Source organism: Methyloversatilis discipulorum, from assembly GCF_000527135.1.
GTDB lineage: Bacteria > Pseudomonadota > Gammaproteobacteria > Burkholderiales > Rhodocyclaceae > Methyloversatilis > Methyloversatilis discipulorum.
Window position 1 is genome coordinate 353,717 of the sequence record NZ_AZUP01000001.1, and the last position, 14,633, is coordinate 368,349.

A 14,633-nucleotide genomic window follows, 5' to 3' on the forward strand; every position below is an offset into this window, starting at 1 on the left:
CTCAGCCCACCATGGTCTTCGCCATCGCGTAGATTTCCGACGCGTCGAGCGAAATGTCGTTGCTTTCGAACAGCTTGCCGACGCAGGCGCGCTGCAGCGCGATCTTCAGCGCGCCGAAGCCAATGGCGCCGAACACGATCTTGCCGTGCTTGACCACGCCCTTGTCCATCATGTCCACGCCTTCGATGCCCAGCGGCGGCGTCGCGTTGGCGTCGGCAATCATTTCAAGCGTCGGGTTGTCCTTCCAGTGACGCTCTTCCAGCAGCTGGATGCCGCCGGCGCCGGTGGCGATCACCACGTTCGCGCCTTCGATGGCACGGCCGCGGGCGTCGTTGTCAGCCGCTTCGGCGACGCCGACGTCGAGGTTGAAGTTGGCCTTGAGCTGCTTGGCCGCTTCTTCGGCGGTGGCGATCTTGCGCGACACCAGCGTCACCGAGGCGCCCTCGCTGGCCAGCATCACGGCAGCGCGCGTGCCCACCGGGCCGGTGCCGCCGAGGATCACTGCCTTCTTGCCCTTCAGCGAACCGCTGTGCGCCAGCCAGGCAACGCAGGCTGCCGCGGTGGTATTGGAGCCGTTCGAGTCCAGCATCACCGACACGCGGAAGTTCGAGAAGAACTTCTTCTTGACCGCCTTGAACAGCGTCTCGCCTTCGGCCATGTTGCTGCCGCCGATGAAGATGGCGGTGTTCTTCTTGTCCTTCGGTGCGCGGGTGAAGATCGCGCCGTCGACCATGGCGCCGACGTTGTGCGGATGCACGCCGCCGTAACCGATCACGTGGTCCGCGCCGCCGTCGTGGCACACGACGCTGTCGAACACCGACGGATGTTCATCGGTATCGAATTGGTAAAGCAGTTTTTTCATTGTGATGTCTCGGAGGTCTGAAAGAGGGTAGACCGCCGGCCGCACAGCCGGCGGATTCATGTCAGTCCCGCACGGCCGTTCCGAAGGAACTGACGTCCCCCTCGGGGGGAAACGAGCGTAGCGAGTAAGGGGGCTGTTTCATTTCAGGTCACGGTGTTGACCGGGCTGCCCTTGACGTAGGCTTCGACATTGTCGATCAGCTGGTCAGCCAGGAACTGCATCGCGCCGTCCGAGGCCCAGGCCACGTGCGGGGTCAGGATGAAGTTGGGCAGGCGCAGGTCGAGCAGCGGGTTGCCTTCCTTCGGCGGTTCCTTGGTCAGTACGTCGAAACCGGCGCCGCCGATGATGCCTTCCTTCAGCGCGGTCACCAGGTCTTCCTCGTGCACCAGGCCGCCGCGGGCGGTGTTGATCAGGATGGCGCTGCGCTTCATCTTCTTGAACTGCTCCATGCTGAACATGTTCCGGCTTTCCGGCGTCAGCGGGCAGTGCAGGGAGATGATGTCGGACTGGGCCAGCACGTCCTCGACCGGCGTGAATTCCACGCCCGGCGCCTTCGGGCCCGGGTGGTCGGCGAACAGCACCTTCATGCCGAAGCCGCGGGCGATCTTGGCCGTACCCTGACCGAGCACGCCTTCACCGAAGATGCCGATGGTGCTGTCGAAGAGGTCGTAGATCGGGTGGTCGAAGAAGCAGAACTGGTCCACTTCCTGCCAGCGGCCGCGCTCGACGTCCTGGCGGTACGCGATGATGCTGCGGCGCAGGGCCAGGATCAGCGCGAACGCGTGTTCCGGCACGGTGTGCACCGCGTAGTTGCGGATGTTCGACACGACGATGCCGCGCTCGCGGCAGGCCGGCACGTCGATCACGTCGTAGCCGGTGGCGGCCACGCCGATCATCTTCAGGTTCGGCAGCTGGGCCAGCACGTCGCCGCGCAGCGGCACCTTGTTGGTGATGGCGACGGTGGCGTCCTTCAGACGTTCGACGATCTGGTCCGGGGCGGTGGTGTCGTACTCGGCCCAGGTGTGGTCGAAGGACGGACGACGGACATTGGCCTTCAGCGTGGAGCGGTCGAGAAACACAACGTGGTGCGACATGTCTCTTCCTTCTGTTCTATGGATGTAAAAGGCCGGGCGAACCCGGCCGAGCAGCAGACACGCAGGCCCGCCGGAGCGGGCCGCCGCAATATTACTTCGCCTGCGGAGCGTTCGTGCGCCAGTAGGTCGAGGCAGCCGCCACGCCCGAACCCGGGGTGACGTTGATGCCGTTGTCCAGCATCGACATTTCGGCACCGGCGATCGCGCTCATCAGCGACAGCGCGTTCAGGTCGCCGAGGTGACCGATGCGGAACACCTTGCCGGCAACCTTCGACAGGCCGGCGCCCAGCGACAGGTTGTACTTGTTGTAGGCGTTGCTGATCACCTTGGCGGCGTCGAAACCTTCCGGCACCAGAATGGCGCTGACGGTGTTCGAGTACCACTCCGGTGCCTTGGCGCACAGGTTCAGCTTCCAGCCTTCCTGGACGGCGGCGCGGACGCCGTTGGCCAGGTATTCGTGGCGGGCGAAGATGTTCTCCAAGCCTTCCTCGAAAATGGTGTTCAGCGCTTCACGCATGCCGTACAGCATCGGGATCGACGGCGTGTAGGGGAAGTAGCCGGTGGCGTTGTTCTTCTGCATGTCGCCGATGTCGAAGTAGCAGCGACGCGAGGTCGCGGTTTCCATCGCCTTCAGCGCCTTCGGGCTCATGCCCAGGATGCCCATGCCGGCCGGCAGCATGAAGCCCTTCTGCGAACCGGACACCGTGCAATCGACGCCCCACTCGTCCATGCGGAAGTCGATCGACACCAGCGACGACACGGTATCGACCATCAGCAGCGCCGGGTGGTTGGCGTTGTTCATCGCCTTGCGCACCTTCGCGATGTCGCTCGACACGCCGGTGGCGGTCTCGTTCTGGCAGGCCAGCACGGCCTTGATCTTGTGCTCCTTGTCGGCGCGCAGGATTTCTTCGTACTGGTCGTAAGGCACGCCGGTGCCCCACTCGACGTCGAGCACCTGGACTTCGAACCCCAGACGCTGCGCCATGTCGGCCCACAGGTGGCTGAACTGGCCGAAGCGCGAGCACAGCACCTTGTCGCCCGGCGACAGCGTGTTGGTCAGCGCCGCTTCCCACATGCCGGTACCGGATGCCGGGAAGGTGAAGATGGTGCCTTCGGTGGTCTTGAACACCTTCTTCAGGTCGGCCAGCACCGACAGCGCCAGTTCCGGGAACTTGGGCGAGCGGTGGTCTTCCTGCGGCACGACCATGGCGCGCAGGATGCGCTCCGGCGTGTTGGTGGGACCAGGCACGTAAAGATGGTTACGACCGGCGATTCGAGACATGGCGAAACTCCTGTAATTGCTTTGAAAGGTGTCGGGGTGGCTGACCGCTTGTTTTATTTGTTGCGGCCGTAGACCGGGAACGCGTCGCACAGCTTGGTGACGTCGGCGACCACGCGTGCGATCACGGCGTCGTCGTTCGGTGCGTCCAGCACGTCCACGATCAGGTTTGCAACTTGCTTCGCCTCGGCTTCCTTAAAGCCGCGGGTCGTCATGGCAGGGCTGCCGATTCGAATGCCACTGGTCACGAACGGCTTTTGCGGGTCGTTCGGGATGGCGTTCTTATTGACCGTGATGTGTGCACGGCCCAGCGCTGCTTCTGCGTCCTTGCCAGTGATGTTTTTGGCACGCAGATCGACGAGGAACAGGTGGGACTGGGTACGGCCCGAAACGATGCGCACGCCACGCTCGACGAGCGTTTCGGCCATCACCTGGGCGTTCTTCAGCACCTGTTGCTGGTAAGTCTTGAATTCCGGGGTCGCGGCTTCCTTGAAGGCGACGGCCTTGGCGGCGATGACGTGCATCAGCGGGCCGCCCTGGATACCCGGGAAAATCATCGAGTTCAGCGGCTTCTCGAACTCGGCCTTGGCCATGATCACGCCACCGCGCGGGCCGCGCAGCGTCTTGTGCGTGGTCGAGGTGACGAAGTCGGCGATGCCGATCGGGCTCGGGTACAGGCCGGCAGCGACCAGGCCGGAGTAGTGGGCCATGTCGACCAGCAGGTAGGCGCCGACCGAATCAGCGATCTCGCGGAAGCGCTTGAAATCGATGTGCAGGGCGTAGGCGGACGCACCGGCCACGATCATCTTCGGCTTGTGTTCCTTGGCCAGCGCTTCGACCTGTGCGTAGTCGATCGCTTCGGTTTCGGGATCGAGACCGTAGGCCACGCCCTTGTAGATCTTGCCGGAGAAGTTCACCGACGAACCGTGCGTCAGGTGACCGCCGTGGGCCAGCGACATGCCGAGGATGGTGTCGCCCGGCTGCAGCATCGCCATATAGACACCGGCGTTGGCCTGCGAACCCGAATGCGGCTGCACGTTGGCGTATTCGGCGCCGAACAGTGCCTTGAGGCGATCGATCGCCAGCTGTTCCGCGACGTCGACATGCTCACAGCCACCGTAGTAACGCTTGCCCGGATAACCTTCGGCGTACTTGTTCGTCAGTACGGAGCCCTGGGCTTCCATGACCGCCGGGCTGGCGTAGTTTTCCGACGCGATCAGCTCGATGTGGTGTTCCTGACGGGCGTACTCCGCTTCCATGGCGGCCCACAGTTCGGGGTCGGAATGGGCGATGGTCTGTTTCGGGTCAAACATTCGGATTACCTTTCTGAGTGAGCTTTCGGCCCGCGTCCTCTGCAGGCCTTATGAAGTAATACAAGGCAAGCAGACTATATCTGATGGATCAAGGGCCTCGTATCGGACTTTCTTATTGCCGTGATAAGTATAAGTGAAGCTTAATTGAAAAGACCTCATCCATAATTCTTTACAACGAATCCGGTGTTCGACCCTGTGCGGGCACCTCGCGGTTCAGCGATGAACCACCACTCTCTTCCACACGACAGAAGGTGAAGCATGGACATTCACGAGTACCAAGCGAAAGAGCTTTTGGCGGGCTTCGGCGTGCCGGTGCCGCGCGGCAGCGTGGCCTACAGCCCCGACCAGGCCGTCTATACGGCGACGGAACTGGGCGGCTGGCACTGGGCGGTGAAGGCCCAGGTGCACTCCGGAGCCCGCGGCAAGGCCGGCGGCATCAAGCTGTGCAAGACCTACCATGAGGTCGATGCCGCCGCCCGCGAACTGCTGGGCAAGCGTCTGGTGACCATCCAGACCGGTCCGGAAGGCAAACCCGTTCAGCGCGTCTACGTGGAAGTGGCCGAGCCGTTCGAGCGCGAACTCTATCTGGGCATCGTGCTGGACCGCAAAGCCGAGCGCGTTCGCGTCATCGCCTCTGCCGAAGGTGGGATGGAAATTGAAGAATTGGCACACAGTGCTCCGGAAAAGATCATGCAGGTCGTGGTCGAACCGGCGGTCGGCCTGCAGGCTTTCCAGGCCCGCCAGATCGCCTTCGGTCTGGGCCTGTCGATCAAGCAGGTGTCGCGTGCGGTGACCGCGATCATGGGTGCCTACCGCGCCTTCCGCGATCTCGACGCCACCATGGTCGAAATCAACCCGCTGGTCGTGACCAAGGACGACCGCGTGCTGGCGCTCGACGCCAAGATGTCCTTCGACGACAACGCGATGTTCCGCCAGCGTGCCGTGGCCGACATGCGTGATCCGTCGCAGGAGGATCCGCGCGAAGTGCAGGCCGCCGAGCACAACCTGAACTACGTCGGCCTCGACGGCGACATCGGCTGCATCATCAATGGTGCCGGTCTGGCCATGGCGACGATGGACACCATCAAGTACGCCGGCGGCGCACCGGCCAACTTCCTCGACGTTGGCGGCGGCGCCTCGCCCGAGCGCGTGGCCAATTCCTTCCGTCTGGTGCTGTCGGACAAGAACGTGAAGGCCATCCTGGTGAATATCTTCGCCGGTATCAACCGCTGCGACTGGGTGGCCCAGGGCGTTGTTCAGGCCTGCAACGACATCGACATCACGGTGCCGCTGATCGTCCGCCTGGCCGGTACGAACGAGGAAGAAGGCCGCCGCATCATCCGCGAGAGCGGTCTGCCCATCATCAGCGCCGATTCGCTGACCGAAGCGGCCCAGAAGGCGGTCGATGCCGCCCGCGCCCACGCCGCCAGCTGAGTGAAGAGACCCCCACGCTCACTCCGTTCGCTGCCCCCCGAGGGGGCTGCGCTCGCCCTAGGGGCGGCCCGGCGGGCGGCGCGCGGCGAATAACCGATGCACAAGAGGATTTAGTTATGAGCATTCTGATCAACGAAAAGACCAAGATCATCGTCCAGGGCTTCACCGGCGACAAAGGTACCTTCCACGCCAAGGAGATGATCGAGTACGGCACCAACGTCGTCGGCGGCGTGACCCCGGGCAAGGGCGGCACCACTCACCTCGGCAAGCCGGTGTTCAACACGGTGGCCGACGCGGTCGCCGCGACCGGTGCCGAAGCGTCGATCACCTTCGTCGCGCCGGCCTTCTGCGCCGACGCCATCATGGAAGCGGCCGACGCCGGCATCCAACTGGTGTGCTCGATCACCGACGGCATCCCGGCGCAGGACATGATGCGCGTCAAGCGCTACTTCATGCGCTACCCGAAGGAGCGTCGCACGCTGATGGTCGGCCCGAACTGCGCCGGCATCATCAGCCCGGGCAAGGCCATGCTGGGCATCATGCCGGGCCACATCTACAAGCAGGGCAACATCGGCATTGTGTCGCGTTCGGGCACGCTGGGCTACGAAGCGGCTGCGCAGATGAAGCAGCTGGGCATTGGCGTGTCGACCTCGGTCGGCATCGGCGGCGACCCGATCAACGGCTCGTCCTTTCTTGACCACCTGATGAAGTTCCAGGAAGACCCGGACACCCACGCCGTGGTGATGATCGGCGAGATCGGCGGCCCGCAGGAAGCCGAAGCCTCGGCCTGGGTGAAGGAAAACATGAAGAAGCCGGTGATCGGCTACGTTGCCGGCCTGACCGCACCGAAGGGCCGCCGCATGGGCCACGCCGGCGCCATCATTTCGGCGGCCGGTGATTCGGCTGCCGAGAAGTCGGAAATCATGCGGTCCTTCGGCCTGACCGTCGCGCCGAGCGCCGGCGAGCTGGGCAGCACCGTGGCCTCCGTCCTGGCCAAGCTGTAAGAGCAGAGCAGCACGGGGCGTGCGGAGCGCGCCCTGCTTTCCGTCCGCCCCGGTGGGGCGGACGCCCGCCACCAGCCTGCGAGACTCCCACCGTGGTGAGTGATCCCATTTCCGTTCCCGCGTCTGCCGACGCCTCCGGGGCGGCTTTCTCGGAAAAGGCGATCGACCTGCTGTTTTCGCTGCTGCGCGAAGTGGTCGAACGTCACCATCCCGAACTGCTGCCGGTGCTTGCCGGCGAGTCGGGCAACAGCCTTTCCCCGCAGATGCTGGGCCGTGCCATCCAGGCCCAGGGCATCCTGTTCCAGCTGCTGTCCATCGCCGAACAGAACGGCGCCATGCGCAAGCGGCGCGAAATCGAGCGCCACCAGGGCCGCGAAAGCCTGCCCGGCACCTTTGCCAGCGTGCTGGCCTCGGCGAAGAAGGCCGGCCTGTCGACGGAGCGCGTGCGCGAAGCCTTTGCCGGCCTCAAGGTGCGGCCGGTGCTGACCGCGCACCCGACCGAAGCCAAGCGCGTGACCGTGCTCGAGCGCCATCGCCGCATCTACCGCATGCTGATCGAGCTCGAGTCGCCGCGCTGGACGCCGCGCGAGCGCCATGACCTCGAAGACGCGCTGCGCAACGAAATCGAACTGCTGTGGCTGACCGGCGAACTGCGTCTGGAAAAGCCGAATGTGTCGCAGGAAATCGCCTGGGGCCTGCACTTCTTCAACGAAACCCTGTTCGAGGTCGGCCCCGACGTGTTGGCGCGCGCCGACGAGGCGATGGCGCAGCATTTCGGCGAAGCGGATCTGCCGGGCTTCCTCGAATTCGGTTCCTGGATCGGTGGCGACCGCGACGGCAACCCCTTCGTCACCAACGCGATCACGCGCGGTGCACTGATCGAATGCCGGCAGGCCAGCCTGCGTCGTCACCGCCAGTCGGTGCTCGAACTGCTGCGCGGCCTGTCGGTGACCGAAGCGTCGCTCATGCTGTCCGGTGAGTTCCGCGACGCGCTGATGCTGGCGCTCGAAGAGAGCGGCGAGGGCAATGCGATCGCCGCGCGCAATCCGGGCGAACCCTTCCGCCAGTTCCTGGTGTGCGTGCTGGGCAAGTTGGACGACACCATCACCTGCACCCAGGCGGAAGAGGGCGCGGCCTGTCGTCGTGGCTATGAATCGGCCGACCGCCTGATCGCCGACCTGCGCACGCTGGAAGCCGGCCTGCGCGACGCGAAGCTCGGCCGCATCGCCGACACCGAAGTGGTGCCGCTGCGCCGCCAGATCGAGATGTTCCGCTTCAGCACCGTGCGCCTCGATGTGCGCGAGAACTCGACCCGCGTCACGCAGACGCTGGAGGCGCTGTGGCGCGCCAGCCGCGGCGAGCCTGACGATGTGCCGGCACCGGCGCAGGACAGCGCCGAGTGGCGCGAGTGGCTCTTGGCCGAACTGGCCGCGCCGCGCGCCGGCGTACGCGACACCAGCGGCCTGCCGGCGGTGGCGGCCGAAACGCTGGGCCTGTTCCGGCTGATCGCCGACATGCGTCCGCGCGTCGGCCGCGAAGCCTTCGGCAGCTTCATCCTGAGCATGACGCGCAATGTGTCGGACGTGCTCGGCGTCTATCTGCTGGCGAAGGAAGCCGGCCTGTACGCCGACCCGGCCGGCGTCGAGCGCTGTTCGCTGCCCATCATGCCGCTGTTCGAAACCATCGACGACCTGCGCCGCGCGCCGGCCATCATGCGCGAGCTGCTGGCCATGCCGCTGATCAAGCGCTCGGTGCGCGCGCTCGGCGGTGTGCAGGAAGTGATGATCGGCTACTCCGATTCGAACAAGGACGGCGGCTTCCTGTCGTCGAACTGGGAGTTGTTCAAGGCGCAGCAGAAACTGACCGCGGTCGGCGGCGAAGCGGGCGTGAAGATCGCCTTCTTCCACGGTCGCGGCGGTTCGGTCAGCCGCGGCGGCGTGCCTGCCGGGCGCGCGATCGCCGCGCAGCCGGCCGGTTCGATCCAGGGCCTGTTCCGGCTGACCGAGCAGGGCGAGGTGATTTCGAGCAAGTACGCCAACAAGGGGACGGCCGCCTTCAACCTCGAACTGCTGGCCGCCAGCGTGTTCGACCACGCGCTGAAATCCGGCCGCGCCGACGGCCCGCATGCGGTGCCGGAGTTCGACGACGCGCTCGAAGCGCTGTCCGGTGCCGCGCACGCAGCCTACCAGAACCTGATTTCGAACCCGGCTCTGGTCGCCTACTTCCAGGAAGCCAGCCCGCTGGAAGAGATTTCGCTGCTCAATATCGGCTCGCGCCCGGCGCGCCGCTTCGGCGCCAAGTCGCTGGCCGAACTGCGCGCGATCCCGTGGGTGTTTGCCTGGTCGCAGAACCGCCACATCGTCACCGGCTGGTACGGCGTCGGCTCCAGCCTCGCCAATTTCATCGGCGTGCGCGGTGCCAGTGGCGAAGCGCTGCTGGCGCGCATGTTCAACGAGTCGCCGCTGTTCCGCCTGATCGTCGATGAAGTGGAAAAGACGCTGGCCGTGGTCGATCTCGACATCGCCCGCGAATACAGCCAGCTGGTGGCCGACGCCGGCGTGCGCGAAGAGGTGTTCGGCATGATCGCCCGCGAATACGACATCACGCGCACGCAGATCCTGCGCCTGTCGGGCACCCGCGGCCTGGCCGAGCGCTTCCCCGACTACCGCCAGAAACTCGACCACCGGCTGCCGGTGGTCAACCAGGTGAGCCGCCAGCAGATTTCGCTGCTGCGCGCTTTCCGCATGACCGACGACGCCGCGCGGAAAGAGGAGTTCCGCAAGGCCCTGCTGCTGTCGATCAACTGCGTGTCCGCCGGCTTCGGCGCCACCGGCTGATCGTCCGACCCGACTTCTGAACCGACTTCGCACCATCCACCGGAGGAGACATCCATGAGCTTCACGATCATCGAACAAGCCACGCCCCGCCTGCACCGTTCCGAACTGGCCGTTCCGGGTTCCAACCCGGGCATGTTCGAGAAGGCCGCCAAGTCGGCTGCCGACATCATCTTCCTCGACTGCGAGGACGCGGTCGCGCCGGACGACAAGGAGCAGGCGCGCAAGAACATCATCGAGGGTCTGAACGACATCGACTGGGGCAACAAGACCATGATGGTGCGCATCAATGGTCTGGACACCCACTACATGTACCGCGACGTGGTGGACATCGTCGAAGCCTGCCCGCGCCTGGACATGATCCTGATCCCGAAGGCCGGCACCGCCGCCGACGTGTACGCGGTCGACATGATGGTCACCCAGATCGAAGCGGCCAAGAAGCGCACCAAGCGCATCGGCTTCGAAGTGCTGATCGAGACCGCGCTCGGCATGGCCAACGTCGAAGCGATCGCGCAGTCGTCGAAGCGCCTGGAGGCGATGAGCTTCGGCGTGGCCGACTACGCCGCCTCGACCCGCGCCCGCACCACCGTGATCGGTGGCGTGAACAAGGACAGCGTGGTGCTGACCGACAAGGACGAGCAGGGCAACCGCCAGTCCTTCTGGACCGATCCGTGGCACGCCGCGCAGACCCGCATGATGGTCGCCTGCCGCGCCTACGGCCTGCGTCCGATCGACGGCCCGTTTGGTGACTTCAACGATCCGGACGGCTATATTTCCGCGGCGAACCGCGCTGCCGTGCTCGGTTACGAAGGCAAGTGGGCGATTCACCCGTCGCAGATCGAACTGGCGAACAAGGTCTACACGCCGTCGGAAGCCGAAGTGACCAAGGCACGCCGCATTCTCGAAGCGATGGCGCAGGCGGCGAAGGAAGGTCGCGGTGCGGTGTCGCTCGACGGTCGCCTGATCGACATCGCCAGCATCCGCATGGCCGAAGCGCTGATCGCCAAGGCGGACACGATCGCCGCGGCACGCTGAGCGTGCGGCAGCGCGGCCGGGGAGGGCCCGGCCGCGTGATCAATATATAAAAGCAGACAGATAAAAGCAGACGCAGTAACGGCGGGTAGTGAGGCCCGCCGCTTTCCACCCCGATTGACGACTACACGGAAAAAACCAATATGGCATCCGATATCGAAATCGCCCAGCAGGCGAAAATGCAGCGCATCAGCCAGGTGGTGTCCAAGCTGGGCATCCCGGAAGACGCGATCGAGCCCTACGGCCACTACAAGGCCAAAGTGTCGCTCGACTACCTGAACAGCCTGAAGGACCGTCCGGACGGCAAGCTCATCCTGGTCACCGCGATCAGCCCGACGCCGGCAGGCGAAGGCAAGACCACGACCACCGTCGGTCTGGGCGACGCGCTGAACCGTATCGGCAAGAAGACCATGATCTGCCTGCGCGAGCCCTCGCTGGGCCCGGTATTCGGTGTCAAGGGCGGTGCGGCGGGTGGCGGCTACGCGCAGATCGTGCCGATGGAAGACATCAACCTGCACTTCACCGGTGACTTCCACGCCATCGGTGCAGCGCACAACCTGCTGTCGGCACTGATCGACAACCACATCAACCACGGCAACGAACTGCGTATCGACCCGCGCCTGATTCAGTGGAAGCGTGTGGTCGATATGAACGACCGCGCGCTGCGCAAGATCACCATCGGCCTCGGCGGCACCGCCAACGGCTTCGTGCGGGAGGACGGCTACGACATCGTGGTCGCGTCCGAAGTCATGGCGATACTGTGTCTGGCGAATTCGCTGATGGACCTGAAGGAGCGTCTCGGCCGCATCATCATCGGCTACACGCTGGGCGACAAGAAGCCGGTGTACGCGAGCGACCTGAAGGCGCAGGGCGCCATGGCCACGCTGCTGAAGGACGCGATCAAGCCGAACATCGTGCAGACGCTGGAGAACAACCCGGCCATCATCCACGGCGGCCCCTTCGCCAACATCGCGCACGGCTGCAACTCGGTCACCGCGACCAAGGCCGGCCTGAAGATGGCCGACTACGTCGTGACCGAAGCCGGGTTCGGTGCCGACCTCGGCGCCGAGAAGTTCATCGACATCAAGTGCCGCATGGCCGGGCTGAACCCGTCGGCCGTCGTGCTGGTCGCCACCATCCGCGCGCTGAAGTTCCACGGCGGCGTGAAGAAGGAAGACCTGAACCAGGAAAACCTGGCCGCGCTGGAAAAGGGCATCGTCAACATCGAGCGCCACCTGAAGAACATCACCGAGCACTACGGCCTGCCCTGCGTCGTGTCGGTGAACCACTTCACCTTCGACACCGACGCCGAAATCGCGCTGCTGAAGAGCCGCATCGAAGCGCTCGGCGGCAAGTTCGTGATCGCCCGTCACTGGGCGAGCGGCGGTGCTGGCGCCGAGGAACTGGCGCGCATGGTTGCCGACATCTGCGACAACGCACCGGGCAAGCACACTTTCGTCTACGACGAGAACGCAACGCTGCAGGACAAGATCACCACCATCGCCACCAAGATCTACGGCGCCGGCGCGGTGACCTTCTCCGACGCCGCCCGCAAGCAGCTCGAAAGCTGGAACGCCGACTACGGCCGTTTCCCGGTCTGCATGGCGAAGACCCAGATGTCCTTCTCCGCCGACCCTGCTGCCCGCGGCGCACCGAGCGGCCACACGCTCAACGTGCGCGAAGTGCGCCTGGCCAACGGCGCCGGTTTCGTCGTCGCCATCTGCGGCGACATGATGACCATGCCGGGCCTGCCCAAGGTGCCGGCGTCGGAGAAGATCGACATCGATGAGCACGGCAAGGTGTCGGGATTGTTCTGATCGTCCTTCCGCAGCAATGAAAAAGGCCGCCCTCGGGCGGCCTTTTTCATTTTGATGCTTCCGTCATCGTCCGGACAGGATTTCGTCCGCATGGATGATCGCCCGCGCGATCTCCTCGGTCGGGATGCGCTTGCTCATCGCCTGTTCGCGGATGATCTTGTAGGCCTCGGCGTCGCTGACGCCGCGGGTGCGCATCAGGATGGCCTTGGCGTCGTTGATCTGGTTCACGCTGAGCAGCTTCTGCTCAAGTCGCTGCACCCTTTTCTTGTAGCCGCGCATTTCCTGCGTCAGGCCGACCGTGAGCACCAGTGAGGCGAGCACGCCGGTCGAACGCAGCGGGGCGCTGAGTACGCCGGTCGCACCCAGGCGCAGCATCACTTCGAAGATGGTCGGGTTCTCGTAGCCGACGACGGCGATCACCGCCGGCGGCTGTTCGAAGTTGCTGAAGTTCAGCGGCGCGTGCATCTCGTTGGACTGGATCGCGTAGTACACGACATCGACGTTGTCCGGGATGTCCTGCACCGGCGGCCAGAAGGTCTGCACCTGGCAGCCTATGCGCTTCAGTTGCTGGATCAGCACCTCGCCGTCGGCGTCGCGCGGATGCAACACGACGATGCGCAGATTGCGCAGCTGGGTCAGGAATTCCGGCGTGATCCGCTTGCTGCGTACGCCTGCGCGCGGCGGACTGCTCACGTCGATTCCTCTTCGCTCGCATTGACGCGCAGCCGCGTGCTCCAGTCGTCGAAGGAATGGCTGACCAGATAGGGGTCGGCATCGACGCCGCCCGGTGTCTCGGCCAGTATCGTGAACTGGCCTTCGCTGTTCACCCGGCCGATGCGCGGGTAGAGGCGGGCGTGGTGGTTGTGCGGCAGGATGCGGATGCGGCCCTGCGGCGCGTCGAACTCGCGCCCGAGAACGTGCGGCAGCAGGATGTCATGTTCGTCGCTGCCCGCTTCGCGGAAGGCGTCGGCGAATACATGCACCTGGTAGTAGGACGACTCCCAGCTCATATTGGGCTGCACCTCGTTGCCGAACAGCTTGCGGAACAGCGCCACGCAGTCGCGGTTGCGTGGGGTGTCGATCGACTGGAAATAGGTGCCGGCCGTGTAGTGACCTTCGGCCAGCCGGATACCCATTTCCGATACTTCCTCCTCGCTGGTGCACAGGCTGGCGATCGGCATCTTCTTCGGATCGAAACCGGCGTCCGCGTAGGCCTGGTAGAGCATGCGGGTGGTCTTGCCGACCATGGTCGAGAAGATGAAGTCCGGCTGCTTGGACTTGATGTCCTTCATGATCGGCGTGAAGGCGCTTTCCTTCGCGTCGAGATGCACATAGCGCTCGCCCACCTTGGCGCCACCCTGACGGTGGTGCACGAAGTCGCTCATGATGCGGTTCGACTCGTAGGGAAAGATGTAGTCGCTGCCGATCAGGTACACCCGCGCGCCGAAACGGGACGACATGTAGTCGGCGAGCAGGGCGCTGTTCTGGTTCGGCGCACCGCCGGTATAGATGATGTTGTTCGAGAACTCGAAGCCCTCGTACATGGTCGGGCAGAACAGCAGGCGGTTCCATCTTTCGACCACCGGCAGCACCGCCTTGCGCGTGCTCGACATATAGCAGCCGAAAATGACATTGACCTTGTCGTCCTGTACCAGACGGGTCGCGAGCGAGCGGAATTGTTGCGGATTCGACTGCGGATCGTAGTAGACCGGAACCAGCTCCCGGCCGTGGATGCCGCCGGCATCGTTGATCTCGCGGATCGCGAAAAGCGTTCCGGCGAGCATCGTGTTTTCGATGCGCGATGTCACTCCCTCGCGCGAGAACAGAACACCGACCTTGATGGGATCGTTTGTGGACACGGGTTTGCGGCCGGGTGACAAAAAACGTGATCGATACTAACAGAGCTTGACCGCGCGAAAGAGGCTCACTAAGATTCACTCAACGCTTCGCCCCGCCAACACTGC

The 14,633-nt window shown here is 64.5% G+C and carries 11 protein-coding genes; 5 read left to right on the plus strand and 6 right to left on the minus strand.

Annotation, left to right across the window (positions count from 1 at the left end):
- Position 1: 1 nt before the first annotated feature.
- The 4 genes from METFAM1_RS0101615 to glyA all read right to left on the minus strand — a co-directional run bounded on the left by METFAM1_RS0101615 (position 2) and on the right by glyA (position 4,548).
- Positions 2 to 862 (minus strand): NADP-dependent methylenetetrahydromethanopterin/methylenetetrahydrofolate dehydrogenase, encoded by an 861-nt coding sequence (locus tag METFAM1_RS0101615; protein WP_019917752.1) that lies wholly within the window; start codon positions 860 to 862, stop codon positions 2 to 4.
- A gap of 143 nt (positions 863 to 1,005) precedes the next feature.
- Positions 1,006 to 1,956 (minus strand): D-2-hydroxyacid dehydrogenase, encoded by a 951-nt coding sequence (locus METFAM1_RS0101620; protein ID WP_019917753.1) that lies wholly within the window; start codon positions 1,954 to 1,956, stop codon positions 1,006 to 1,008.
- Between the two features lie 91 nt (positions 1,957 to 2,047).
- Positions 2,048 to 3,238 carry an aminotransferase class V-fold PLP-dependent enzyme gene (locus METFAM1_RS0101625; RefSeq protein ID WP_029644281.1) on the minus strand — a complete coding sequence of 397 codons (1,191 nt, stop codon included), beginning with the start codon at positions 3,236 to 3,238 and terminating at the stop codon, positions 2,048 to 2,050.
- 53 nt (positions 3,239 to 3,291) lie between these two features.
- Positions 3,292 to 4,548, minus strand: a complete 1,257-nt coding sequence (gene glyA, locus METFAM1_RS0101630; RefSeq protein WP_019917755.1) for a serine hydroxymethyltransferase — start codon at positions 4,546 to 4,548, stop codon at positions 3,292 to 3,294.
- A 258-nt stretch (positions 4,549 to 4,806) separates the two neighbouring features.
- Between glyA and METFAM1_RS0101635 the strand changes: the two genes are divergently transcribed.
- From METFAM1_RS0101635 to METFAM1_RS0101655, 5 genes are all read left to right on the plus strand, one after another.
- Positions 4,807 to 5,982, plus strand: coding sequence for a malate--CoA ligase subunit beta (locus METFAM1_RS0101635; RefSeq protein ID WP_019917756.1), 1,176 nt, complete (start codon positions 4,807 to 4,809; stop codon positions 5,980 to 5,982).
- Positions 5,983 to 6,098: 116 nt separating this feature from the next.
- Positions 6,099 to 6,986: a succinate--CoA ligase subunit alpha gene (gene sucD, locus METFAM1_RS0101640; RefSeq protein ID WP_018228791.1), complete on the plus strand. Its 888-nt coding sequence runs from the start codon at positions 6,099 to 6,101 to the stop codon at positions 6,984 to 6,986.
- A 92-nt stretch (positions 6,987 to 7,078) separates the two neighbouring features.
- Complete coding sequence (locus METFAM1_RS0101645) at positions 7,079 to 9,823, plus strand: phosphoenolpyruvate carboxylase (protein WP_232419618.1); 2,745 nt, start codon at positions 7,079 to 7,081, stop codon at positions 9,821 to 9,823.
- Between the two features lie 54 nt (positions 9,824 to 9,877).
- Positions 9,878 to 10,855 (plus strand): HpcH/HpaI aldolase/citrate lyase family protein, encoded by a 978-nt coding sequence (locus METFAM1_RS0101650; protein ID WP_019917760.1) that lies wholly within the window; start codon positions 9,878 to 9,880, stop codon positions 10,853 to 10,855.
- A 140-nt stretch (positions 10,856 to 10,995) separates the two neighbouring features.
- Complete coding sequence (locus METFAM1_RS0101655; RefSeq protein WP_019917761.1) at positions 10,996 to 12,669, plus strand: formate--tetrahydrofolate ligase; 1,674 nt, start codon at positions 10,996 to 10,998, stop codon at positions 12,667 to 12,669.
- A gap of 63 nt (positions 12,670 to 12,732) precedes the next feature.
- Here the strand turns inward: METFAM1_RS0101655 and METFAM1_RS0101660 are convergent, their stop codons facing one another.
- Both METFAM1_RS0101660 and METFAM1_RS0101665 read right to left on the minus strand, forming a co-directional pair.
- Positions 12,733 to 13,362 carry an ANTAR domain-containing response regulator gene (locus METFAM1_RS0101660; protein WP_019917762.1) on the minus strand — a complete coding sequence of 210 codons (630 nt, stop codon included), beginning with the start codon at positions 13,360 to 13,362 and terminating at the stop codon, positions 12,733 to 12,735.
- Positions 13,359 to 14,528, minus strand: a complete 1,170-nt coding sequence (locus METFAM1_RS0101665; protein ID WP_019917763.1) for a transporter substrate-binding domain-containing protein — start codon at positions 14,526 to 14,528, stop codon at positions 13,359 to 13,361. Before METFAM1_RS0101665 ends, METFAM1_RS0101660 begins: the two co-directional genes overlap by 4 nt.
- Between the last annotated feature and the right edge of the window lie 105 nt (positions 14,529 to 14,633).